Origin of the sequence: Neoroseomonas terrae (assembly GCF_018129025.1) — a bacterium.
Lineage (GTDB): Bacteria > Pseudomonadota > Alphaproteobacteria > Acetobacterales > Acetobacteraceae > Neoroseomonas > Neoroseomonas terrae.
In genome coordinates this window covers 90,515-115,145 of record NZ_JAAEDI010000007.1, presented here as the reverse complement: position 1 = coordinate 115,145, position 24,631 = coordinate 90,515, and the positions used below count along the sequence as shown (strand labels likewise).

Annotated in this window: 13 protein-coding genes; all 13 read left to right on the top strand. The window is 68.3% G+C overall.

Translation table 11 applies throughout. The annotated features are described in order from the left end of the window. Positions 1 to 199 precede the first annotated feature (199 nt). Positions 200 to 1,165, top strand: a complete 966-nt coding sequence (locus GXW78_RS08170; RefSeq protein WP_338147706.1) for a formylglycine-generating enzyme family protein — start codon at positions 200 to 202, stop codon at positions 1,163 to 1,165. After that, the gene (locus GXW78_RS08165) at positions 1,162 to 2,805 is read left to right on the top strand and encodes an arylsulfatase (protein ID WP_246521967.1); all 1,644 of its coding nucleotides are present in this window, start codon (positions 1,162 to 1,164) and stop codon (positions 2,803 to 2,805) included. The genes GXW78_RS08170 and GXW78_RS08165 overlap by 4 nt, the downstream gene beginning before the upstream one ends. Continuing rightward, positions 2,805 to 3,782, top strand: coding sequence for an AAA family ATPase (locus GXW78_RS08160; RefSeq protein WP_211867727.1), 978 nt, complete (start codon positions 2,805 to 2,807; stop codon positions 3,780 to 3,782). The genes GXW78_RS08165 and GXW78_RS08160 overlap by 1 nt, the downstream gene beginning before the upstream one ends. Continuing rightward, complete coding sequence (locus GXW78_RS08155; RefSeq protein WP_246521980.1) at positions 3,782 to 4,723, top strand: DUF58 domain-containing protein; 942 nt, start codon at positions 3,782 to 3,784, stop codon at positions 4,721 to 4,723. Before GXW78_RS08160 ends, GXW78_RS08155 begins: the two co-directional genes overlap by 1 nt. Next, a complete protein-coding gene (locus GXW78_RS08150) occupies positions 4,720 to 5,160 on the top strand; it encodes a DUF4381 domain-containing protein (protein ID WP_211867723.1) in 441 nt (146 codons plus the stop codon). The genes GXW78_RS08155 and GXW78_RS08150 overlap by 4 nt, the downstream gene beginning before the upstream one ends. After that, complete coding sequence (locus GXW78_RS08145; RefSeq protein WP_211867721.1) at positions 5,144 to 6,118, top strand: VWA domain-containing protein; 975 nt, start codon at positions 5,144 to 5,146, stop codon at positions 6,116 to 6,118. The genes GXW78_RS08150 and GXW78_RS08145 overlap by 17 nt, the downstream gene beginning before the upstream one ends. Then, the gene (locus tag GXW78_RS08140; protein WP_211867719.1) at positions 6,115 to 7,632 is read left to right on the top strand and encodes a VWA domain-containing protein; all 1,518 of its coding nucleotides are present in this window, start codon (positions 6,115 to 6,117) and stop codon (positions 7,630 to 7,632) included. The genes GXW78_RS08145 and GXW78_RS08140 overlap by 4 nt, the downstream gene beginning before the upstream one ends. Beyond that, positions 7,629 to 9,008 carry a BatD family protein gene (locus GXW78_RS08135; RefSeq protein ID WP_211867717.1) on the top strand — a complete coding sequence of 460 codons (1,380 nt, stop codon included), beginning with the start codon at positions 7,629 to 7,631 and terminating at the stop codon, positions 9,006 to 9,008. Before GXW78_RS08140 ends, GXW78_RS08135 begins: the two co-directional genes overlap by 4 nt. 19 nt (positions 9,009 to 9,027) lie before the next feature. After that, on the top strand, positions 9,028 to 10,020 hold the full coding sequence (locus tag GXW78_RS08130) for an HAD family hydrolase (RefSeq protein ID WP_211867715.1): 993 nt from the start codon (positions 9,028 to 9,030) through the stop codon (positions 10,018 to 10,020). 35 nt (positions 10,021 to 10,055) lie between these two features. After that, positions 10,056 to 10,604, top strand: a complete 549-nt coding sequence (locus tag GXW78_RS08125) for a DUF502 domain-containing protein (protein WP_211867713.1) — start codon at positions 10,056 to 10,058, stop codon at positions 10,602 to 10,604. Between the two features lie 185 nt (positions 10,605 to 10,789). Further along, complete coding sequence (locus GXW78_RS08120) at positions 10,790 to 22,369, top strand: isopeptide-forming domain-containing fimbrial protein (protein WP_211867712.1); 11,580 nt, start codon at positions 10,790 to 10,792, stop codon at positions 22,367 to 22,369. A 24-nt stretch (positions 22,370 to 22,393) separates the two neighbouring features. After that, positions 22,394 to 24,211, top strand: a complete 1,818-nt coding sequence (locus GXW78_RS08115; RefSeq protein WP_211867711.1) for a TolC family protein — start codon at positions 22,394 to 22,396, stop codon at positions 24,209 to 24,211. Next, positions 24,208 to 24,615, top strand: coding sequence for a hypothetical protein (locus GXW78_RS08110; protein WP_211867710.1), 408 nt, complete (start codon positions 24,208 to 24,210; stop codon positions 24,613 to 24,615). The genes GXW78_RS08115 and GXW78_RS08110 overlap by 4 nt, the downstream gene beginning before the upstream one ends. The last annotated feature ends 16 nt before the right edge of the window (positions 24,616 to 24,631 follow it).

Sequence of the window (24,631 nt, the reverse complement as noted above, 5' to 3'; positions counted from 1 at the left end):
AGAGGATCCGCCATCAGTTAGATCGGAAGCGAGACGGCCTCACTCGTACCGCACCGCCGGCGTCCGGGGACCAGCAGGTTTGGCCAACCCAGACGGGCGTCGGCCGCGCACGAAACAAAACAACGCGTGGTTGCATCTGTCGTGCGCCCCAGACATCATGCGCGCTCAGTGGGTCATCCGCGACTGGTAGGATGGAGCAGTGGATAGCCTCGCCAGCGATCACCGCCCTGTGCCCATCGGAATTTGCGGCGGCACGTTCTTGATGGGCTCTGATCGTCACTACGCAGAAGAGCGGCCCGCCCACCCGACTGAGGTTGCGGCGCTGGTGATGGATGATACCTGCGTCACGAATGGCGAGTTCGCGGCCTTCATCGAGGCCACCGGCTACGTGACCGTCGCCGAGGAGCCGCTGGATCCAGCGATGTACCCGGGCGCGATGCGCGACATGCTTCAGCCTGGCGGCCTTGTCTTCCATATGACCGATGGGCCGGTCGATACGTCTGACTTTCGCAACTGGTGGCGTTGGGTGCCCGGCGCCTGCTGGCGCCGGCCGGAAGGTGGCGGCAGCGACATCGCCGGGCGCGAGGATCATCCCGTCGTGCAAGTCGCCTATCGCGATGCCGAGGCCTTCGCGTCCTGGGCCGGTAAGTCTCTGCCGACCGAGGCCGAGTGGGAATACGCCGCGCGCGGTGGTCTCGACGGCGCCGAATTCGCCTGGGGCGCGGAACTCGCCCCGGGCGGCGTGCACATGGCGAACACCTGGCAGGGCCCTTTCCCATGGCGCAACTTCGCCACGGACGGGTTCGACCGCACCTGCCCCGTGCGCAGCTTCCCGCCGAATGGTTACGGCCTGTACGAGATGTGCGGCAATGTCTGGGAGTGGACCACGGATTGGTTCGCCCCGCGCCATCAGCCGGATGCAACGGCGCCGGCATGCTGCGGCGGCGGCCGCGCCGCGGCGATCGAAGCCAGCTACGACCCTGCCCAGCCGACCATCCGCATCCCGCGCAAGGTGGTGAAGGGTGGGTCCTTCCTCTGCGCGCCATCCTATTGCCGGCGCTACCGCCCGGCGGCACGGCACGCACAGATGATCGACAGCGGCATGAGCCATATCGGCTTCCGCTGCGTGACGCGACACACGGCCCATCCAGGAGAGCCAGCATGAACGAGCGTGACACAGCAAGCCGAGTGAACCGGCGCAACATGCTGCTCGGCGGGGCGGCCTCGCTCGGCGCCGGCACGCAGATGGCGCAGGCGCAGGCGCAGACGCGCCCCGCGACACCGCCGGCAGCCCCGGCCGCTCCGGCACAGGCGCCGGCGGCGCCAGCCGCGGCCGCCCGGCAGCCCAACATCATCGTCATCTGGGGCGACGATGTCGGGCAGTCGAACATCAGCTACTGGTCGCGTGGCCTGATGGGCTACCGCACGCCCAATATCGATCGCGTCTTCAACGAGGGCATGGCCTTCACCGACTACTACGCCGAGCAATCCTGCACCGCCGGCCGGTCCGCCTTCATCACGGGCCAGTGCACCGCGCGCACCGGACTGTCGAAGGTCGGCCTGCCGGGTGCCGCCGCCGGCATGCAGGCGGAAGACCCGACCATCGCGACCATCCTGAAGGGGATGGGCTACGCGACCGGGCAGTTCGGCAAGAACCACCTGGGCGACCGCGACGAGCACCTGCCGACCGCGCACGGCTTCGACGAGTTCTTCGGCAACCTCTATCACCTGAATGCCGAGGAGGAGCCGGAGAACGAGGATTACCCGCGCAACCCGGAGTTCCGCCGCCGCTTCGGTCCGCGCGGCGTCATCAAGTCCTTTGCCGACGGTCGCATCGAGAATACCGGCCCGCTGACGCGCCAGCGCATGCAGACGATCGATGACGAGTTCCTCGCCGCCGGCATGGACTTCATGGATCGCCAGAAGGCGGCGAACAAGCCGATGTTCGTATGGATGAACTCCACGCGGATGCACTTCCGCACCCATGTGCCGCCGAACTTCCGCGGCCGATCCGGGCTGAACGAGTACGCCGACGGCATGCTCCAGCACGACGAATGGGTGGGGAAGATCCTGCAGAAGATCGACGACCTCGGCATCGCCGACAACACCATCGTCATCTACGGCACCGACAACGGCCCGCACTTCAACTCCTGGCCGGATGCGGCGGTGACGCCCTTCCGCAGCGAGAAGAACAGCAACTGGGAAGGGGCGTATCGCGTACCCTTCGCCATCAAGTGGCCGGGGCGCGTGCAGCCGGGCAGCGTGTCCAACCAGGTCGTGTCCAATCTCGACTGGTTCCCCACGCTGGTGGCCGCCGCGGGCGATACGGACATCAAGCAGAAGCTGCTGCAGGGCTTCGCGGTGGGCGGGCGCACCTACAAGGTGCATCTCGACGGCTACAACCAGCTGCCGCTGATCACCGGCCAGACGCAGGAAGGGCCGCGCAAGGAATTCTACTACTTCAACGATGACGGCCAGATGGTGGCGATGCGCTACGAACGCTGGAAGGTCGTCTTTATGGAAAACCGTGGCGTCGGCTTCGGCGTGTGGCGTGAACCCTTCACCAATCTGCGCGTGCCCAAGCTGTTCGACCTGCGCATGGACCCCTACGAGCGCGCGGACGAGAGCAGCAACACCTACAATGACTGGTTCATGAGCCGCGTCTATCTGCTGGTGCCTGCGCAGGCGATGGCGCGGCAGTTCCTCGAGACCTTCCGCGAGTTCCCGCCACGGCAGCGGCCGGACAGTTTCAACCTGGATGGCATCCTGCGGCAGATGGAAGGGGCGGCCGCCGGCGGCGGCTGATGCCCGTCGCCGACCCACGCGCAGCCTTCGCCGAGCTGCGCGCCCGCATGGGCCAGGCCATCATTGGCCAGGACAGGGTGATCGAGCGCCTGCTCATCGCCCTGCTGGCCGACGGCAACGTGCTGGTCGAGGGCCTGCCGGGCGTCGCCAAGACACGCTCGGTCAAGGCGCTGGCGAAGAATCTGGATGCGCGGTTCCGGCGCATCCAGTTCACCCCTGACCTGCTGCCCTCCGACGTCGTGGGCAGCGAGATCTACGAGCAGAAGACCGGCGAGTTCCGCTTCGAACAGGGCCCGGTCTTCGGCAACATCGTGCTGGTGGACGAGATCAATCGCGCGCCGGCCAAGGTGCAATCCGCGCTGCTGGAAGCGATGGAGGAACGCCAGGTCACCGTTGCCGGCACGACGCACAAACTGCCCGACCTGTTCCTGGTGATGGCGACGCAGAACCCGATCGAGCAGGAAGGCACCTATCCCCTGCCGGAGGCGCAGCTCGATCGCTTCCTGATGAAGATCGCCGTGGACTACCCGCCGGCAGCGGATGAACGCGCGATCCTGCGCCTTGTCCGCGGTGAGGAACAGGCGAAGCACGGCGCCGCGCCCGACGCGCCCGCGCCCATCCCGCAGCAGGCCGTGTTCGACGCCCGCGCCGCAATGTCGCGCCTCACGGTCGCCGAGGCGATCGAGGACTATATCGTCGCGCTGGTCTGCGGCACGCGCGATGCGGCGGCACTCGACAAGGATCTCGGCACCTGGATCGAGGTCGGCGCCAGCCCGCGCGCCTCCATCGCCATCGACCGCGCGGCGCGTGCCCACGCCTGGCTCGCCGGGCAGGATCACGTCTCGCCGGACGACGTCCGCGCCATCGCGCCCGACGTGCTGCGCCACCGGCTGATCCTGTCCTATGAGGCGAATGCCGACCGCATCACCGCCGATGCTGCGGTCGAACGATTGATCTCGCTGACCGCCGTGGCGTGATGGACGCGCGGATCGTCCCGACGCTGGAAAGCCTCATCCGCCTCCAGCACGAGGCGCGCGGTTTCTCCTTCCTGCACAGCCAGCCGGTGACGAGCCTGCTGGCGGGGCGTCGCGCCTCACGCATCCGTGGCCGCGGGTTGGCGTTCGAGGAGATCCGCGCCTATCGCCCCGGCGACGATGTCCGCATGATCGACTGGCGCGCCAGCGCGCGCACCGGCCGCACCCAGACGCGCGTCTTCACCGAGGAGCGGGACCGCCCGACGCTGCTGGTGGTCAACCTGACCTCCGCCACCTTCTTCGGTACGCGGCACGCGACCAAGACCGCGGTGATCGCGCAATCCGCGGCGCTCGCGGCCTGGCGCGGCTTGCAGGCGGGTGACCGCATCGGCGCCGTGCTGTTCGGCGATGACGGGCATGAGGAACATCGGCCGCATCGCAGCCGTGATGGAGTGATGCGCATCCTCGGCGCGATCGCGCGGCGCGCTGCCGCGCTGGCTGCCGCCCCGCCGCGGCCGCTCTCGCCCGACCCGCTGAACGCCGCCCTTCGCGCGGCGCAGGCGATGGTCGGCCATGACTGGCTCATCCTGCTGGTCAGCGACCTGCAGGCGGCCCATGCGCAGAGCGAGGCAATGCTCGGCATGATGACACGCCACAATGACGTGGTGGCGATCGCGGTGTCCGATCCCCTGGAGCGCGCACTGCCGGCCGCGCCGTGGCGTGGCGTGGCGACCGATGGCCGCCGCGTCGGCGTGCTGGACCCTGGCCAGGGCGGCCTTGGCGCGAAGGTGCCGGAGCAGCACGAGCGACGCGTGACGGACCTGAAGCGCGCCGGGCTGCGGGTGCAACTGCCGCTGCTGCCGATCGGTACGGAGGAACAGGCCGCGCCGCAGTTGCGGCGGATGCTGGGCGCTGCGGCGGCGCCACGGCGGAACGGGCCATGAACCCGGCGGCGCCATCGCGCGAGGCGATGCACGGCCTCATCCTGCCGCCGCCGGTGTCGTTCTGGCCGGGGACGACGGCGTGGTACGTGCTGTTCGCGATGATCGGCCTGTTGGCGCTGTTGCTGTGCTGGCGTTGTTGGCGGCACTGGCGACGGAATGCCTATCGCCGACAGGCGCTGCGCGAATGGCGGGCGGCGGAAGCGCCTGCCGAAGTGGCCGCGCTGCTCAAGCGCACCGCGCTCGCCGCCTGGCCGCGCGCTGACGTCGCGGCGCTGGCAGGCAGCGACTGGGCCGCGTTCCTGCGTCGCACGGCGCCCCGCGCGCGCCTGGACGCCGCGATGGCCGAAGGCATCGCGCGCATGGCCTACGCGACGCCCCCCGACGGCGCGCGCGACGCGGCTGCGCGTTGGATCCGGTTCCATGACCCTCGCGCTTGACCACGCCTGGGCGCTGTTGCTGCTGCCCCTGCCGCTGTTCCTGCGGTACCTGTTGCCGGCCTACCGGGAACGCAGCGTCGCGCTGCGCATGCCGTTCCTGACGCGGCTCGCCGGCAACGGCGCGCCGCCGCCGGAAGCGCCGCGACCCAGCCCCTGGCGCCTCCTGTTGGGCGCGCTGGCATGGTTGCTGCTGGTCTTGGCGGCAGCCGCGCCGGTGCGGATCGAACCGCCCGTCACGCGGCAGATCGGCGGGCGGGACGTGCTGCTGGCGCTCGACCTGTCGGGCTCGATGGAAACGCAGGACATGGCGGAACCGGGCGGGGCGATGGTCAGCCGTCTCGATGCCGCCCGCACCGTGCTCAAGGACTTCATTGCCCGCCGCAAGGATGATCGGCTGGGTCTGATCGTCTTCGGCACGGCGGCCTTCGTGCTGGCCCCCTTCACCCATGATCACCGTGTGCTGCTGTCGTTGCTGGACGAGACGACGCCGCGCATGGCTGGGCCGCAGACGATGATCGGCGATGCCATCGGCCTCGCGGCCCGGACCTTCGAGCGCGGGCAGGTGCAGGGCCGGCTGATGATCCTGCTGACCGATGGCAACGACACCGGCAGCCGCGTGCCGCCGCAGCGCGCCGCCGAGATCGCGGCGAGGCTCGGCGTGAAGATCTACACGATCTCGCTCGGCGACCCCGCGGCGACAGGGGAAGCGGCACTTGATATCCCGGCGCTCGAGGCCATCGCCAAGGCAGCGGGCGGCGCGCATTTCCATGCGGCAGACCCCGCCGCGCTCGCCGCGATCTACCGGCGTATCGACGCGATGGAGGCGAGCGAGGCGCCGACGCAGTCCTGGCGACCACGCACGCCGATATTCATGTGGCCGCTTGGCGGCTTCGCGGTCATCGCCGTCCTGCTTCTGCTGCTGCCCGATCTGCGCGCTCTGCGTCGGCGGGCGTCATGACCGACGCGCTCGCCGCCTTCCATTTCCTGCGGCCCTGGTGGCTGCTGCTGGTGCTGGCGGCGCCGGCGGCGTTGATGCTGGAACGCGCGCGGCAGCGCGATGCCGGCGGCTGGCGCGGCGTGGTTGCGCCCCATCTACTGGACGCTCTGCTGATCGCGGATGGAACGCGCGCGCGACTGCGTCCGGCGGTGGTCGCGGCCATCCTGTTCCCCCTGCTCGCGATCGCGCTCGCAGGGCCGAGCTGGCGGCGCGAGCCCAATCCTTTCGTCACCGACCGCGCGCCGATGGTTGTGGCGCTGGATCTGTCACGGGCGGGCGAACCGGCGCTGGCGGCCGGCAAGCGCAAGATACGCGACCTCGTGGCCGCGCGGGCGGGCGCGCGAACCGGGCTCATCGCCTATGCTGGCAGCGCCCATCCCGCCTTGCCGCCCACCGACGATCCGGGGCTGATCGAGAGCTATCTCGATGCGTTGTCGCCCCAGGTGATGCCGCGCGACGGGAGCGCGGCGGCCGAGGCGCGGAATTCCGCCTTCGCCATGCTGGCCGACGAGCCAGGCGCGGGCACTGTCGTTTTCGTAACCCCCGGCATACCGGCCACCGAGGCTGCCGCCTTCCGCCAGGCGGCGCAGGGCAGCCGCCATGGCGTGCTGGTCCTGGCCACGGGCGATGGCCCCTTCGATGGCGCGCCGGGCGCGGGGGTCGTGGAGCCCACGCCGGATGCGGCCGACGTGAATGCCATCGTCGCGCGCGCGCAGCGGCATTTCGCGCTCGCGCCGACCGACGACCCGGCGATGCGCTGGCGCGATGCGGGACCATGGGTGGCGCTGCTGCTGGTGCCTGTGGCGGGGCTGTTCGCGCGGCGTGGTTTCCTCGCGGTCGTTCTGGTGATGCTGGCGCTCGGCGGCCGTCCTGCGATGGCGGCGGGGGAGGGCGACCTTGGCTGGTTCTGGCGGTTGTGGCTGACGTCGGACCAGCGCGCGCAACTGCTGATGAACCGCGGCGAACCGGCGCGCGCCGCCGCCCTGTTCACCGACCCGGTACGGCGCGGTGCCGCGCTCTATGCGGCCGGCGACTACGAGGGTGCGGCCAATGCCTTTGCCCAGGCAGGCACCGCCGAGGCGGCCTACGACCGCGGCAATGCGCTGATGATGCGCCCACAGGGCTGGAACGACGCCATCCCGGCCTATGACCGTGCCCTGCAGCTTCGCCCCGGTTTTGCCGAGGCGACCGATAACCGCGCTGTCGCGGCAGCATTTCAGCTCCAGCAGCAGGCGGCGGAGGCGCAGCGGGAGGCAAACCAGACCAACGACCCGGATGAGCGGCCGCCGGACCCCGACCAGATCGTCCAGGACCAGCCACGCCCGCCGAACCCGCAGCAGCAGGAACACCAGCAGGGGGCGGAACAGGGCGGCCTGTCGGATGCGGACATCCAATCCATGTGGATGCGCCGCGTCGGCGGCACGCCCGCGGATTTCCTGCGCCAGCGCTTCGCGCGCCAGGCCGCGGGCCAATGAGGCGTCGTCTCATCCTCGTCGGCCTGCTGCTTGCCGCGCCAGCCGATGCGCAGGACCGGACGCCCGCTCCGCCTTGGATGCAGGACGCTGGCCCGACCCGGACGGGCACGGAAGCGGCCCCGACACCACCCGCGGCGCAGCCACGGCAGCAAGCGCCGCTCCTGCTCCGCGTCTCGGTGTCGCCGCCGGGTCCGGTCTGGGTCGGGCAACGCGTCATCGTGACGGTCACGGCGATGACGCCGGTGCGCTTCGTCGAGCCGCCGCCATGGCCCGACCTCACCGCCGCGCAGGGCCGCATCATCGCGTTGCCAGAGGTGCAGACGGTTCCCGGAACCGAGCGCATCGACGGCCAGAGCTACGCCGCCATCGAGCGTAGCTACTCGATCTTTCCCGCCGAGACCGGCAGCCTCGTGCTCGCGCCGCTGTCTATGGCGGTTCGCGTCGGCGGCCCGGATGGACAGCCGGTGGAGGCCGAGGCGACCGCGAACCCGGCACCGCTCGAGGTGCGCATACCGCCGAACGTCCCGGATGTGCGGCGGCTCATCGTCGCGCCGTCCTTTCGCATGGCGGCCGCGACCGAGGGCAGCGTGACGCAGATACAGGTCGGCCAAGCGGTCGTTCGGACCTTGCGCATGGAAGCCGACGACACCGGCTCGATGCTGCTGCCGCCGGCGATCTGGGGTCAGCCGGAAGGGGTGCGGGTCTATCCCGACCCGCCCGTGCTGCAGGACCGCAGCGACCGTGGCGTGCTCCACGCCCTGCGCAGCGAACGGGCCGCCTTCGTGCCGCAGCGGCCCGGTCCGCTGGTGTTGCCGGGCTTCGCGGTCAGTTGGTTCGATCCGCGCAGTGGCCGCACGCGCCAAGTCGCGGTGGATCCGATGCATCTCGATGTCGTGCCCGCAACGGCTACGGACGGCGCGCCCGTCCATCCCGTGCTCGCCTGGCGCCGCATTGCCGCCGGCATGCTCCTCCTGGCGTTCCTGGTTGCCGGCACGTTCGGCTTGTGGTGGCGGCTGACGCATCGCGTGGCATCGCCTCTGCGCGACCTGGCCCGCGCCTGCGGCCGTGGCGATGCGCGGGGGGCGCTGCGGGCGCTGTACCGGTGGGCCGACAGCCACCACCAGCGAGGCGGCGAACAGACGATCGCGGCGCTGGCCGCGCGCGCTGACGTGCCGGACCTGGCGCGTGAGGCGGCAGGGCTGGAGCGGCATTTCCTCTCCACCGGGGAGGCGCCCGACTGGCAGGGTGCCGCGCTGCTGCGCGCGGCGCGCCGGGTCGAACATGCCCGCCACACCCGGCGCATCGCCGATGCCAGCCGGGACTTGCCGCCGCTCAATCCCGCCCTACGCTTCGGCGCACCCCCGAGGCTTCGATGAGAACGAAGGCAGACACGCCATGAATGACGCATTCGCCCTGGCACGTCGCAGCCTCGGCGGCTTGCTGCTCGCAGCATTGTCGACGCGCGCGGCGCTGTCGCAGACCGGCACCGATCCCTTGCCATCCTGGCGCGATTCACCGCGACGGACCGCCATCCTCGACTTTCTGGCAGCGACAACGACAGAAGGCAGCCCGGCATTCGTGCCGCAGGCCGAGCGGCTCGCGATATTCGACAATGACGGCACGCTGTGGGTCGAACAGCCTCTCTACACCCAGGTCGTCTTTGCACTGGATCGTGTGCGGGCCCTCGCGCCGCAACACCCCGAATGGCAAGCGCAGGAGCCGTTCCGCAGCGTGCTGGCTGGCGACCGTGACGGCATCGCGCGCGCGGGCACGCGCGGGATGCTGGAGATCATCCGCGTCACCCACGCCGGCATGTCACCTGACGAGTTCCACGTGCTGGTCGAGGACTGGTTGAGGCAGGCCCGACACCCGCGCTTCGACCGACCCTATACCCAGCTGGTGTACCAACCGATGCTGGAAGTGCTGTCGCTGTTCCGCGCGCGCGGTTTCCGTACCTGCATCTGCTCGGGCGGCACGGTCGAGTTCATGCGGCCATGGACGGGACGCACCTACGGCATCCCGCCGGCAAATGTGGTCGGCACGACGCTGCAGATGCGCTTCGAGAACGGTCGCCTGGTACGCCTGCCCGAGCTCGACCTGAATGATGACGGGCCGGGCAAGCCGGTCGGCATCTCGCGCTTCCTCGGTACGCTGCCGCAGGCTGCCTTCGGCAACTCGGACGGCGACTACGAGATGTTGCAGTACATCACCGAAGGGTCAGGGCGGCGGTTGGGCATGATCGTCCACCATGACGATGCGGAGCGCGAGTATGCCTATGACCGGCAGTCGAATGTCGGTCGGCTGGATCGCGGTTTGAACGATGCGGCGCGCCGCGGTTGGCACGTGCTCTCGATGAGGGATGACTGGTCGCAGGTGTTCCCGTCATGAAGAACTTACGACGCGCGTTCATTGATGGAGCGATGGTGGTTCTGCCGATCGGTGCCATCGCGCTGCTCGTCCTGGGCATCGTTCACCGGCTGCAGGAGGCCGCGGATCCTCTCGCCGGCACCTATGTCCACCCGGCAATCGTCGCGGTGGTTATGCTGGTGCTGCTGTGCCTCCTGATCGGGCTGGTCGTGCAATCGGCCACCGGGCGTCGCGCCCGCCGTGTGCTGGAAGCGATGCTGTTCGAGCGGGTGCCCGGCTATCGCCTGGTGAAGGCCTTCGCCAGCGAAGCGCCGATGGGCGGTCGTGCCGTGCGGCCGGCGCTCGCGAAGATTGAGGATGGCGAGTGCCCAGCGCTGGTGATGGACGAGTTTGCCGATGGACGCCTTCTCGTGTTCGTCCCTGGCGCCCCGGCGCCGATGTCCGGGGCGCTCTACATCTTCACCCCCGACCGGGTAAAGCTCCTCGACATACCCTTGCTCCCGTTCCTGAAGGCGATCTCGTCCTGGGGTCTTGGCTTGAATACGCTTCTGGAGGCCGCGCAAGACGGGTCCAGCACCGAACTCGCGAAGAGGTCCATCCCATAGCGGCTTCCTGCGCGTGCCTTTCATGCCACAGTGATGAAGGGACGGATGGTGATTCGCGGCGCTTTCAGCACAACCGTTGCGAGTACATGCTTCGTCCTGTTATGTCTTGATCCGCGCTGGAAATGGTTCGGCTCATGGGGCTGATCGAGATAGCCAGGATGGCACCACGAGATTCACATTTTGATGTGCTCGAGGAACGCGTTCTTCTGGCTGCGCAGCCGGTCACGACGATCAGCAGCGACCCCACGCCGTTGGTCGGCGAGCAAGCCCATCTTACCGTCACCTTCCAGAACCAGCCCGACGGTAGCGGCGGCAGCGATGTCGGCTACGCGCCATATGTCGACCTGGTGCTGCCGCAGAACGGAGCCGATGGCGCAGGCGTGGGCAGCACGTCGCCCAATGAGAATGATGGCGTCACCTTCGTGGGTGCTACGTATCTGGGTCAATCGGTCCAGTCGACGGTGCTCGAATTCGACGCAAACGGTCAGGCGACCCACCCCTTCGCCAAGGATGCTTCGGGCAATCTGCGCGTCGTGAATGCGGCGGATTACGGGGCGTCAGCGGGCGACCAGCTCGTCGTCATGCGGCTGCCCTTCGGGTCGTTTGTACCCTCGCAGCCCGCTGCAGCCATCGATGTCACGGTGCAGGTTTCGAATCTCGCGGACGTCGACACGCCGCTTCCGGTTTCAGCCGTCGGCGGGTTCGCACTGGGCCGCGACGCGACGGACAATCCGACAACCGATGCGCCGGTGCTCGGAGCCACCGCATCCGGCACCGTTACGCCGAAGCTGCTGACGTTCGACAAGGTCTACAATGGGCCGGAAGGCGAGACGACAACCGGCCCGAACTTCCCGCGGAGCTTCACCGTCAGCCTGGACATCGCGGCGGGCCAGACGCTGACCAACGCGACCTTTACCGACCTGCTGCCGGACGGCCTGGTCGTCGTCGGCGCGCCCGTCCTGTCCGGGCTGCCCGGGACCGCCAGCTACGATCCGATCGCGCATACGGTGACGGCGACGCTGAACGGCAGCTATGTCGGTGTCGCCGGCGTCGATGGCACGCTGACGATCACCTTCTACATCGGCGAGACCATGGCGCCGGGCGATCCGGGGACACCGGTGCTCGATCCGGCAACCGGCGCGCCGCGAACCCTCGAGAACAACGTGACGGCGACGGTCGACTGGACGCCGATCGATACGCGCGACGCACAGCAGACCATCACCATCGATGAGCCAGGCCCCGAGGCCACGGTCATCGCCCGCAGCATCGCGACGCAGAAGACACAGGTGATCGAGGTCGATGCGGGAGCGCCGGGCTTGGGGCCGGGCGATACGCTGCGCTACACGATCGATGTCCAAATCTCGGACTACTTCCAGTTCCAGGGGCTGACGCTGACCGACCTGATGTCGGATGGGCAGTCCTATGTGGATGGCTCTGCGACGCTGTTGGTCTTCGAGGGCGGATCGACGGCCGGATCGGGCAACTTCACCGCCCCCAACATCGTGGTGACCCGCGATCCGATGACGGGCGTCACAACCTTCCGCTTCCTGGTCTCGGACCAGCTTCTGGCGAATGGCGCCATGGACGCCCTGCTGACAGGGGGCGAGTTCGCGGGCTCCGCGACGGTGCTTCGCATCAGCTACGAAGCCGTCATCGGCTCGACCTTCCTGGGCACGGGTCAGCCGGTCGTGCAGGGCGACAGCATCTCGAACAGCGTGAGTGTGGGCGCGGAGGTGGTTGACGGCGGCACGCCCACTGGCAACATCCCCGACGACACCAGCCAGAGCGGCGGGACGATCACCACCGGCTCCATCACGAAGGTGGTCTATGCGATCAACGGCACGCTGGTCGTGCCGGGTGCCGCCGTTGAGATCGGTGCCGGTGATCTTGTCACCTACCGCATCAAGTACGACCTGCCGCAGTCGCTCGCCGATGACCTGATCCTGACCGACTACCTGCCGCTGCCGATCTTCACGGTGGCCGGGCTCGGCACGACGATCGCCGGCACGCCGGGCGCTACGCCCCCCGCCGAGAACGTGATTCAATGGGGACCGGACGCGGCCGCCTTCCTGGCCGTGCTGTCCCAAGCGCCACTTGTGACGATCGACGCTGCCAACAACAGCTTCGCGGTCGAGTTCCTGGACCTGTATCCCGGCAGCACATTGGCGACCTCCGCCGACCTGCTGTTCACGGTGCGCGTGATCGACGCGCCGTTCGGCGACGGTTTGCTCATGACGAACACCGTGCAGGGTGTGGAACTGACGCCGACGGGTACCGTGATCGCCGAGAGCGCGGCAATCACGACGGTGACGCTGACGGAACCCGAACTGCGCATCACCAAGGGCATTGTTGCGACTGACAATCCCGCCGGCATCTTCAGCCCCGGTGCCGTCGCGCCGGTAGTCTTCAACGCGCCGGGCTCGGCCGGCGTGCGCTTCATCGGCACGATCGACAGTACGAACCTCGCGGCCACCCCGATCGACAGCAATCTCGGCAATGTCGATGCCGGTGACCTCGTGACCTTCGCTGTCGTCATCGAGAATCGCGGCCGTGGCATCAATGGCGCCTTCGACATCAGGATGGGAGACGACCATCCGGACGGCTACGTCATTCCTCCGCTGGGGCTGAATCTTCAGGTCACGGACGGCGCCGGCAATGCGCTGGCCTACATCCTGACGCCGACGGCGACGGGTGCGATCGTGGAACTGATCGATCCCGTGGGGCGTGGGGCGCTCGCCTCCTATGCCCCGACGGGAGGGGCGAACATCGTCGTCATCACTTACGATCTGCTTGTCACGGATCTCGTCGAGGCGCGGTCGGTGCACTCCAACCTCGCCGAGGTCGAGAACTACGCTGCCGTCGAGGGCGGTGTGGACCGGGTGCCGACCACGACCGAGCAGACGACCGACACAGCGGAGACCCTGATCAGCGATCCGACGATGGACAAGCAGATCGTCGATACCTCGCTGCCGCAGACCGGGTCGTCGGCGGATAATCCGGCCTTCCCCGATCTCAACATCGGGGAGACCATCACCTTCGACCTGACGGTGACGTTGCAGGAAGGACGGCTCCAGGGATTCATCGTCGAAGACCGGCTACCGGTTTCACCGGGCCGGCTCGACTATGTCACTGCGCAACTGGTGTCGATCGGGTCGAACCTGTTCGCGGCTGATGGTTCCGGCGCCGTGATCGGGGCGCTGGGCCCGCCGACGATCGACGTGATTGGCAATGTCATTCGCTTCACCTTCGCCGATGACGTGATCAACGTGCCGGACAATGTGGTGAGCAGTGGCGACCGCATCGTCCTGCGCGTCACCGCGGTGGCGGCGGACGTGCCCGGCAACGCGCCGGGCGTCGATCTCGTCAACACCGCTGCGCTGATGTTCACCGCCTCCGGCCAGGTCGTCACGATCACCGATACGGCGACGGCCGAGATTGTCGGGCCCGCCTTCATCCTGACGAAAGACGCCGATCGCGACTTCGTCCAGGGCAACGACATCGTCACCTACACGGTCACCTACGCGCCCATCGCGTCGAATACGGCTGGCCCTGTCTTCGACGCGATCCTGACCGACCCCTTGCTGCCCGGCCTCCTCACGCTGGTCTCCGGTAGCGCATTCATCGTCACCGGCCCCGCCGGCGGCGCCACGATCAGCGAGGCGGGTGGCGTCATCACCGTCACCGCGCCGGTGATCATGCCAGGCGAGACCGTGGTCATCACCTATCAGGCGCTGGTCTCGCCAACGGTGCTGGCCGGCAGCATCCTGCCCAATACGGCGTCCGGCCGGGCCGACAGCTTTCCCGGCACGAACCCGTTGGGGGTGGAGCGGGAGTTCACCCAGTCCGCGACCGCGACAGTGCAGGTGCCAGGCCCCGGCATCGCGAAAACGGTTGTAGCCGCGGATACGAGCCTGCCCGAGACGGGCAGCGACCGGTTCGACTCTTCGCGCCCGGATCTCGCGATCGGAGAGGTCGTCACCTATCGGATCGTCGTGACGCTGCCCGAGGCCGTCACGCAGTTCGTGACCTTCGCGGACTACCTGCCGCTGCCCTTCGGCGCGGCGACGGATGGGTTGTTCGAATTTCTCGACGCCCAACTCGTGCGCACCGGATCGAACATCACTATCAGCAACCCAGGTGCTCTCACCCCGGTTGATCGCAATGGCGACGGCATCGCGGACGGGGTCGAATGGTCTGTCGGGACAGCCACGAACGCCGCAGACGGCATTTTCGACGCCAGGGACCAGCTGGAGTTCACCGTGACCGCCCGGGTGCGCGACGACCCGTCGAATCGGGTCGGCAACGCGCCGATCAATACATCGACCGTGACCTTCGACACGGGTGGCGTGATCACGTCGGTCAGCGACACGGCACAGGTCGATATCGTCGAGCCGAACATGGCGATCGACAAGACCGCCAGCGCCGTCGGCGGCGATGGTGGCGACAGGATCGACTATACCGTCGTCGCGCGTGTGCCGAGCTTCCAGGATGGTCCCGCCTACGACGTGGTGCTGACGGATACGGTCCCCGAGGGCATGGAGATCGATCCGTCGAGCCTCACCTTCATCGGTGCGACGCTGCCGGGTGCGACGCTGGCGTACAACGTCTTGACCCGGCAGATCGTCGTCACCGTTCCAGTGATGACCTATGAAGGGGGTGCCGTCAGCTTCGCCTACTCGACCATCGTCGCCAACACCGTGAGGCCCGACCAGATCCTGGTGAATACGGCGTCGGTGATCTTCGACAGCCATCCGGGCGATCCGGGCACGATCTATCAGCGCGACTACGGCCCCGTCCAGGACAGCGAGAACTTCATCGTCTCCCGACCTGTTCTCACGAAGGCGATCTCCGGAACCGACATCGCCTCGACGCGCATTCTCGAACTCGCTCGCTTGACCGAAGACGTCGCGGTGGGTGAGACCGTCACCTACCTCATCTCCGTCGCGATGCCCGAGGTGACGACCAATCTTGTGTTGACGGATATCCTCCCGATCGCGATGGGTGCGAACCCCATCGCGGGCGACATGGAATGGATCAGCAGCCGCATCGTCTCGATCGGCGCCAATCTGCGCTTCGGGCCGGGTGGGCCGAGCATCGGCGATGTCGGCGTCGTGTCGGACACCAACGGCGACGGGCTGCTTGACACCATCATCTGGAATCTCGGCTTCGTCACCAATCTTGCCGACAATGCGGTGACGTCCGCGGACATTCTGGTGTTCGAAGTGGAAGGCCGGGTCGTGAACCGGCCGTCGAACGCACCGGGTGACCAGCTTACCAACAGCGCGCTGCTCGAATACACGCGCGCCGCCGATCCGAACGGGCTGCTGACCGCAAGCGCCAGCGTCGAGATCGTCTCGCCCGAACTGACGATCGACAAGGCGGCGGACATCGCCACCGGGGACGCGGGCGACATCGTGACCTACACGGTCACGATCACCCACGATCAACTCTCGACCTCGGACGGCTACAACCTTGTCCTGACGGATACGCTGGCGCCGGGGCTCCAGCTTGTTGCAGGCAGCGTGACCGCAACGCTCGCGAATTCCCTCGGCACGTTCAGCATCCGAGTTGGCAACGGCGTCGGCGACATGCGCGTTGAGGTCGCGCTCAGCCAGCTTTCCGAGGCGCTGGCCTTGGCGGATGGCGTGCTGACCGTCACCTACCAGGCACGGCTCACGGATTCTGTCCGGCACGACGATGTCCTGACCAACACGGCATCGCTGACCTGGCAGAGCGCCCCGCTCGGCTTCCCCGAGGCAAGGCCCGACAGCGCGACCGATACCGCGACCGTCACCGTGGTGCTGGCCGAGGCGATCGAGAAGACCGTCGTGGACACCTCGCTGCCCGAGACGACGTCCGCCTACTTCGACCCCTCCCTGCCTGACCTCGCGATCGGCGAGACGGTGACCTACGAGATCCGGCTGACGCTCGGCGAGGGTACGCAGAAGGTGCTGGTCGCGGATGCGCTGCCGGCAGGGCTCGACTTCGTGTCAGGCTCCGTCGTGTCGATCGGCAGCGGCATCTCGAACACCTCAATCGGCGTGGGTGCCATACCCGTGCTGTCCGGCGGGCAGGTGACGTTCGACTTCGGCGCGGGCGTCGTGAACACCGGCAACAACATCGCCGATGACGGGGTGATCGTCATGCGCGTCGTTGCCCGGGTGCTGCCCGGCGTCAACGTTGCGGGCGATGTCCTCACCAACCAAGCCACCTTCACCACCGACACTCGCAGCTTCGCGGCGTCAACGGATGTGGAGGTCGTCGCGCCCGAGGTGACCATCACCAAGACGGCGTCCATCACGACCGGCGATGCGGGGGACCTCGTCACCTTCACCGTCACCCTGATGCAGACGACGAACGCGACGGCGCCGCTGTACGACCTCACGGTCGCTGACACGCTGCCGGCGGGCTATGTGCTCGTCGCCGGCAGCGCCACCGCATCGCGCGGCACGGTCGGTGAGTCGGGCAATACCGTGACTCTCACCCTGAACGGCGCGGCGCTGCTGCCGGCGGATGACCCGACCACGGCCGGCATTGACGAATCCGCGGTCACCATCACATACAGCGTGCGGCTGGCGGATACGGTTCAGCCGGGACAGGTCATCACCAACACAGCTGTCTATTTGGGTGCGACCGCTCCCGGTGGCGGGCCGACCACCGAGACCCTGACCGACCAGGCGTCGGCGATCGTCACGGTCGCCATGCCGGTCGCCATCGACAAGCAGATCGTCGCGACCTCGCTGCCCGAAACGGGCACCGGGCAGTTCGACCCGACGCTGACGGACCTCGCCCAGGGCGAGTCAGTGACGTATCGCATCGTCGCCACGCTGTCTGAAGGCACGCAGACGCTGCTGATCGAGGACCTGCTGCCGGGTGAGCTTGAACTGGTTTCCGCAGCCGTCACGGCCGTCGGCGCAGGGCTGCCGCCGGGCCTGACCGGCATTGCGAACAGCGGAACGGGACAGCAGCTCCGCTTTGACTTCGGCACGGTGGTGAACACCGGCAACAACAACACTGCGGACGGCACGGTGACGATCGAGGTCGTTGCGCGCGTCCGCGACGCGTCACCGATCGCCGCCGGCACCGTACTCACCAACGCCGCCCAGGTGACGATCGCTTCGCCGGACAATCCGGCCGCGCCCGGCGGGACACAGACAGCGACGGACAGCACCTCGGCCGAGATCGTTGCTCCCGAGGTGACCATCGTCAAATCCGTCGACCAACTGACGGGCGATGCCGGTGACCGCTTCACCTATACCGTCACCGTCCAGCACGCGGCGGGTTCCAGCAGCGCCGCCTATGATCTGGTGGTCGAGGACGTGCTCGATGCGGTCTTCGTGCCTGTTTCGGTCAGCAGCAGCGCCGGCACTGCGACCATCAGCGGCAACGTGATCCGAGTGACCTTGCCGAGCTTCCTGACGACCGACGCGCCGGTGGTGGTGACTTACGTCGTGGCCTTCCGCGATACCGTCCAGCCGGGACAGGTCGTCGGCAACACGGCGACGCTCGACTTTGACAGCAGCGCTGGCACCGGCGGTATTCCCGGCAGCGGCCAGGCCTCGGCGCAGGATGTCACCGGCGTCTTCACCCTCGATCTCAGCAAAGCCATCATTGCGACATCCCTGCCGGAGACCGGTATGTCGCAGTTCGATCCGGCACTCACGGACCTCGCCGTGGGCGAGACGGTCACCTATCAGATCGTCGCGACGCTGGCCGAAGGCACGCAGACGCTGGTGGTCAGCGACACCTTGCCCGCCGGTCTCGAATTGCTTTCGGCGGCGGTGACCGGCGTCGGTGCTGGGTTGCCCGGATCACTCGCCTCGATCGCTAACACCGGCACCGGACAGGGTATCCTGTTCGATTTCGGCACTGTGGTGAACACCGGGAACAACATCGGCGGGGACGGCACCGTGACGATCACGGTCGTCGCGCGCGTGCTCGACATTGCCGGCAACCAAGCTGGTACGGTAATGACCAATGCGGCGCAGGCCGTCGTCACCGCGCCGGACGATCCACAGCGCCCTGGCGGCACCCTGACCGACGACGCCGCGACCTCGGCCGAGATCGTTGAGCCCGAACTCGTCATCGACAAGACAGCGCCGCCCGGCTTCGTCGCGGCGGGCGAGACCATCCTCTACACGGTCACGCTGACGCATCAGCCGGGATCGACCTCCGCTGCCTATGACGTCGTGTTGCAGGACCTGCTGGCCGATCCGTACCTCGACCTCGTCGCCGGCAGCGTGACGACCAATCTCGGTACCATCGTTCTCGGCAACGGCGCGGGAGACAGCGTCGTGCGGGTCGAGGTCCCGGTGCTCGCGCTCGGCCAAACCGTGACGGTTACCTTCACCGCGCGGGTCGCCGCCGATGCGCCCGGTGGCGTGACGCTGACCAACACCGTGACCGATACCTTCGACAGCAATGCGGGCGCAGGCGGCCGCCCCGATGGCGGGCAGGACAGCACGCAGACGCCCGGTGCGCCGTCACTGGTCAAGCAGATCGTGGCGACGTCCAACCCCGATACCGGCACCGGCCAGTTCAATCCGGTTCTACCGGACCTCGCGATCGGCGAGACGCTCACCTACCGCCTGACCATCACCCTGCCACAGGGTACGACCGAGAACCTGGTTCTCGCCGACCTGTTGCCGGCGTCGCTGCAGCCGCTCGCCGCGCGGCTGGTGTCCGTCGGCAGTGGCCTCACGGCCGGCGCTCCGCTCATCACCATCAATGGGCAGTCGATCGCGCTTGCCTTCGGCACCGTGGTCAACGGCTCCGGCGATACGGTGGGGGCTGAGGACCAGATCACCATCGAGATCGACGCACAGGTGATCGACGCTTCCGGCATCTCGGCAGGCGACACCATCATCAACGATGGCGGTGCGACCTTCACCATCGGCGGGCGGGACGGCACGCTCCAGGTGACGGCGCCCGCCGAACTGGTTGAGCCGGTGCTGGACATCGTGAAGCAGGTGGATGTCACCAGCGGCGATGCGGGCGACCTGTTCACCTATACGGTCACGATCACGCATGACGCGACCTCGACCGCAGCCGCCTACGACCTGCTGCTGACGGACACGCTCGATGCGCGCTTCGTGCCGGTGTCGGTGACGGCGAGCGTCGGCACCGCCGAGATTCTTGGCAATCAGATCCGCCTGACCGTCCCGCGCCTGCTGGTCGCGGATGCGCCCATCACACTGACCTATGTCGTCCGTTTCACGGATGCGGTCGAGCAGGGCCAGGTGATCGGCAACACCGCGCAACTCGGCTGGGACAGCAAACCGGGCACCGGCGGCAGGCCCGATGCCGGGCAGGCATCCGCGCCGGACCTGACGGTGGTGTTCAACCCGACGCTGACGAAGGAGATCGTCGCGACATCCCTGCCGCAGACGGGCAGCGATCGCTTCGATCCCACCCTGCCGGATCTCGAGATCGGCGAGGTCGTCACCTACGAACTCGTCGTCACGCTGTCCGAGGGCACGCAGAACCTCCTCGTGACCGATCGCGTGCCGGGCGGCCTGCTCGCGGCGCCGTTCACGGCCTTCGTTGTTTCGACCGGGGCGGGGATCAGCGCGGGGGCCGGCGGCACGTTGACGCCATCGGCGATCTTCGCCGGCGATCCCGTCGCCGGCCAGACCATCACCTTCGATTTCGGCACCATCGTCAACTCCGGCGACAACGTCACGAATGCCGGGGACCAGATCGTCATCCGCATCTCGGCGGTCGTGATCGACGTCCCTCTCAACGTGAACGGGCGACAGGTGATCAACGCCGCTCAGGCGATCGATTTCTCGCCCAGCAATCCGGGTGCGCCGGGCGGCACGATCACCCTCGATGCCAGCGCGGCCGCGGAGATCGTCGTACCGCGCTTCCTGCTCGACAAGACCGTGGATCATGTCACGGGCGATGCGGGTGACGTGTTCACCTATACGCTCACGGTGTCGCCCGCCGCCGGCACCGACGCGCCGGCCTACGACCTCTTGATCGAGGACGCACTCTCGCCCTTCCTCGTCGTCGTGCCGGGCAGCCTGACGAGTTCCGCCGGCACGGCAACCATCTTCGGCAACATGATCCGCGTTGAAGTGCCGGTGATGCTGCCCGACGCGGCGCCGATCATCATCACGTATCGGGCTGCCTTCGCGGATGCGATTCAGCCGGGACAGATCGTGCCGAACGTCGCCACGCTCGACTATGCGTCGGCGCCGAACCTCGCCGCGCGAAATTTCGGCGACGACGCGGAGGCCTCGGTGAGGGCGGAGTTCGTCCTCGGGTTGACCAAGGACATCGTCGCGACGTCGCTGCCCGAGACCGGAACCGCCTATTTCGACCCCACCCTGCCGGATGTCGCCGCCGGCGAGACTGTGACCTTCCACATCACGGCCACGCTGTCGGAGGGCACCCAGCGCCTCGTCATCACCGACACGCTGCCGCCGGGGCTGATCGCGGAATCAGCGCGCCTCGTCGGCCTCGGCGCTGGCATAGCGGCAGGTGCGCCGGTCATCACCATCACGGATGGTCGCGTCGTCTTCGACTTCGGCATTGTGGTGAACAGCGGCGACAACATCGCCGGCGACCAGATCGTTGTGGAGATCGTCGCCCGGCTGAACGCCACGCCGCCGGCCGGCACCGTGCTGACGAACGGCGCCGTGGCCGACGTGACCGCGCCCGCCGACCCCACCGTGCCGGGCGGCAGGCTGACGGCCAGCGACACGGCGAGCGCCGAGGCGGTCGCCGCCGTGCTCACGATCGACAAGCAGGTGACCCCGACGACGGTGAGCCTCGGCGAGCCGATCACCTACGCCCTCATCCTGTCGCACGCGCCGAACTCAACCGCCCCGGCCTATGAGGTCGTGGTGCAGGACCCGCTGTCGGATGCCTCGCTGAAGCTCGTCGCGGGCAGCGTGGTGACGTCCGCCGGCACCGTCATCATCGGCAATGGCGCGGGCGATTCGACCATCGTCGTCAGCCTGCCGCTGCTCATGCCGGGTCAGGTGCTGACCATCACCTTCCAGGCGCGCGCAGTCGGCGTGCCGGTGCCGGACGGCATCGCGCCGAACACCTCGACCTTCAGCAGCACCTCGGCGCCCGGCGTGGTGCCGGCCGGCTTCCTGCGGCCGGACTCCGGTCAGGATTCCGCACAGGTGCAGATCGTCTCCAGCTCGCCGCCGCCATCCGAGGGTTCGCTGTTCGCAGATTTTGAGGACGCGTTCCGCCGCATCGCCCGCAACACCATTCCCGCCCCAACGGTGCTGAGCGGCACGGCCGCACCGGGCGCGTCGGTCACGCTTGGCCTGATCAACGCCTTCGGTGAGCAGATCACCATCGTCGGCGTGATGGCGGATACCGGCGGCAATTGGATCGCCAACCCCGTGCCGAGCGGCCCCGGGGCGCGCGCGGAGGACCCGTCGCTTTCCGGCCTCGCCACGCTCGCGGGCCGCACCTCCCAACCGGCGGGGGCGTCCTCCCTGCCGGCCCTAGCGAGCTATTCCAGCACGCCGAGCGCCAACACCGCGCCCTTCACCGTCATAGCCGGTGAAGCCCCCGCCGCCTTCGACACGCGCAGCGGCATGGATCGGCTGCATCTGACCTTCGGCGGCGTGGTCCAGGCCGGCGGCGTCTTTGTTGGCGCGCAGAGCAGTCAAGGCGCCGTTGCCGCCGCTGCGGCCATTGGCGCGCCACAACTGACGGCGCCGAACAGCCTGGCCTGGAACCGCTTCGCCCTCGACTTCGCCGCCGCCACTGCAGCCGCAAGCGTGGTCGGTCGCTGATCACGCATGGCAGGAATGGACCGAATGCCCCACCACATCGCCGGCGCCGCACTGCTTCTTGCCACGACGGCGCCGGCTTTCGCGCAGGGCTGGATCAACGATCGAACCAACAATGCCATCATGAACGTGGACCAGATCACGGCGCGCTACCGTGACCAGATCAGTGCAGAAATGGCCCGCATCAATCGCCGTCCCGCGCCGATGGCAACGCCAACGCGGGCTGAATTGCAGGCCATGCGCACCACGGATCGCTGGTGGGTGCAGCGCGTCGCTACCGCGGACGGCCCGCAATCCGGCCGGCCGCTGCGCCTCAGCCTCGCCTACCTCTATGACAGCGCCATCATCAACTCCGCCCAGATCCGCGTATTTGGCGACCTGCCCGCCATTCGCGAAACGCTGGAAGCCGAGGTCGCCGGCCGCTACGTGCCCCGCGCCTATGGCGAGGGTCGTGCCGAGACAATCAACGATCCGACCCGCAACCCGGCCAACACCAACGGGTCCCAGCGGTTGATCCAGCGCGAGCAGGCCGCCGAACTCGGCATCCGGCAGCGCACCATCACCGGTGGCGAAATCACCATCGGCCAGCGCTTCTGGAACGTGTCCTCCAACTCGACCGACTACGCGCCCAACAACCAGAGCCGCGGGCGCACTTTCATCAGCGTCGTGCAGCCGCTGCTGCGCGATTCCGGCGTCGCCTACACGCGCAGCCTGCATGAGGTCGCGCGGCTCGATGCGCGGGTCGCGGAAGCCGAATTCCGGCGGCAGACGGAAAGCCACCTGCTCGACATCTCGCGTGCCTATTGGGGGCTGTATCTGGCCCGCGCCGTCCATCTGCAACGCCAGCGCGCCGTGGGCACGATCCGCGGCCTCGTAGGCCAGATCGAGGGTCGGGCAGAGCTGGGCGCCGACCCGTTGCTGGCCAGCCGCTCGCGATCGGCGCTGGCCTTGCGGGAGGCCGACCTGCTGCGTAGCGAGGCCGCGATCCGCAACGCCGAGGCCCGCATCCGTGGCCTGGTGAACGACCCGCGCTTCGAGGGCGCAGATGCCGGCACCATGCTGCCGATCGACGCGACCCTCGTCGCTTATGAGCCGATCCCGCTGCAAACGGTGCTGGAGCGCGCCGTCGCGCTGCGGCCGGAGGTGCAGCAGGTCTTCCTCCAGCACCGCGCCGCCGTGCTGCGCGAGGGTCAGGGACAGATCGAGGCGCTGCCGCGCTTCGACGTGATCCTGGAAGGGAACTATGGCGGTCGGGCCGCCGACACCTGGCAATGGGGCCAGGCCTGGCAGGACACGCGCCGCAACACCGATCAGCCCGGCGGCTTCTTTGGGTTGCGGATCGAGATCCCGCTCGGCACCGACGATCTGCGCGCGCGCGCCGACCGCCGCCGGCTGGAGACGCGGCAGATCGAGAACCAGGGCCGCGCCACGCTCGCCACCATCATTGCCGAGGCCGAGGTGACGCTGAACGAATACAACGTCGCCTATCGCGAGATGGCGGCGCGGGCGGGCGCAGTACGCGCCGCCGGCCGCGATCTCTCGGTCGAGACGGATCGCTGGCAGCAGGGCGTGGCCGGCACCGGGGAGGGCGCCGCCAATGCCCTCGAGCGCCTGCTTTCGGCACAGGAGCGCCTGACCGACGCCGAGGAGCGTTTCGCGGCGGCCGAAGTGACCTTCACCATTGCCTTCCTTGCGCTGCAACGCGTGCAGGGCACCTTCACCCAGGTGCAGAACCTCGAGATGCGACGGATCGAGGATGCGGCGCGCGGCCCCGCCTTCGTCTTCCGGCGCGACACCAATCCCGCCCCGCCCAGGCCAACCTCCAGCACGGGAGCCGTGCGATGACCCCGCGACTCATTGTCCTCGCCGCCACGCTGGTGGCCGGCTGCGCACCTGAATCGACCCGCCTTTCAGGTGCCGAGACGCGGGGGCTGACCGACAGCCCCCGCACCGTGCCGGCCGCGGCAACGCCGGTGCAGGGCGGCACGCAGATGGAACTCGTCGCCGCCGACGGCACCGTGCTGACGGGGCTTCTGGCGACGGAACAGCAGCCGGTCGTCGTGCCGATCATGGCGACGGGGCAGCCGCTGGTCGGCGGTGGCACCGACCTCGTTGGCAACATCGCGGACACCAGCGGCGTGTCGGTGATGGGCTGCCGCTTCCGGCTGCTGAACCCACCACGCGGCCTGGACGGTGGCGGCACCGGTCGCTGCGAGGGCGGCGGCCGGCGGGTGGACTTCCTGTTCTGATCGCGCCGGATCCGGC

Coding starts and splice junctions, on each gene's coding strand:
- GXW78_RS08165 (WP_246521967.1), top strand. CDS start 1,162: ATGAACGAGCGTGACACAGCAAGCCGAGTGAACCGGCGCAACATGCTG.
- GXW78_RS08160 (WP_211867727.1), top strand. CDS start 2,805: ATGCCCGTCGCCGACCCACGCGCAGCCTTCGCCGAGCTGCGCGCCCGC.
- GXW78_RS08155 (WP_246521980.1), top strand. CDS start 3,782: ATGGACGCGCGGATCGTCCCGACGCTGGAAAGCCTCATCCGCCTCCAG.
- GXW78_RS08150 (WP_211867723.1), top strand. CDS start 4,720: ATGAACCCGGCGGCGCCATCGCGCGAGGCGATGCACGGCCTCATCCTG.
- GXW78_RS08145 (WP_211867721.1), top strand. CDS start 5,144: ATGACCCTCGCGCTTGACCACGCCTGGGCGCTGTTGCTGCTGCCCCTG.
- GXW78_RS08140 (WP_211867719.1), top strand. CDS start 6,115: ATGACCGACGCGCTCGCCGCCTTCCATTTCCTGCGGCCCTGGTGGCTG.
- GXW78_RS08135 (WP_211867717.1), top strand. CDS start 7,629: ATGAGGCGTCGTCTCATCCTCGTCGGCCTGCTGCTTGCCGCGCCAGCC.
- GXW78_RS08130 (WP_211867715.1), top strand. CDS start 9,028: ATGAATGACGCATTCGCCCTGGCACGTCGCAGCCTCGGCGGCTTGCTG.
- GXW78_RS08115 (WP_211867711.1), top strand. CDS start 22,394: ATGCCCCACCACATCGCCGGCGCCGCACTGCTTCTTGCCACGACGGCG.
- GXW78_RS08110 (WP_211867710.1), top strand. CDS start 24,208: ATGACCCCGCGACTCATTGTCCTCGCCGCCACGCTGGTGGCCGGCTGC.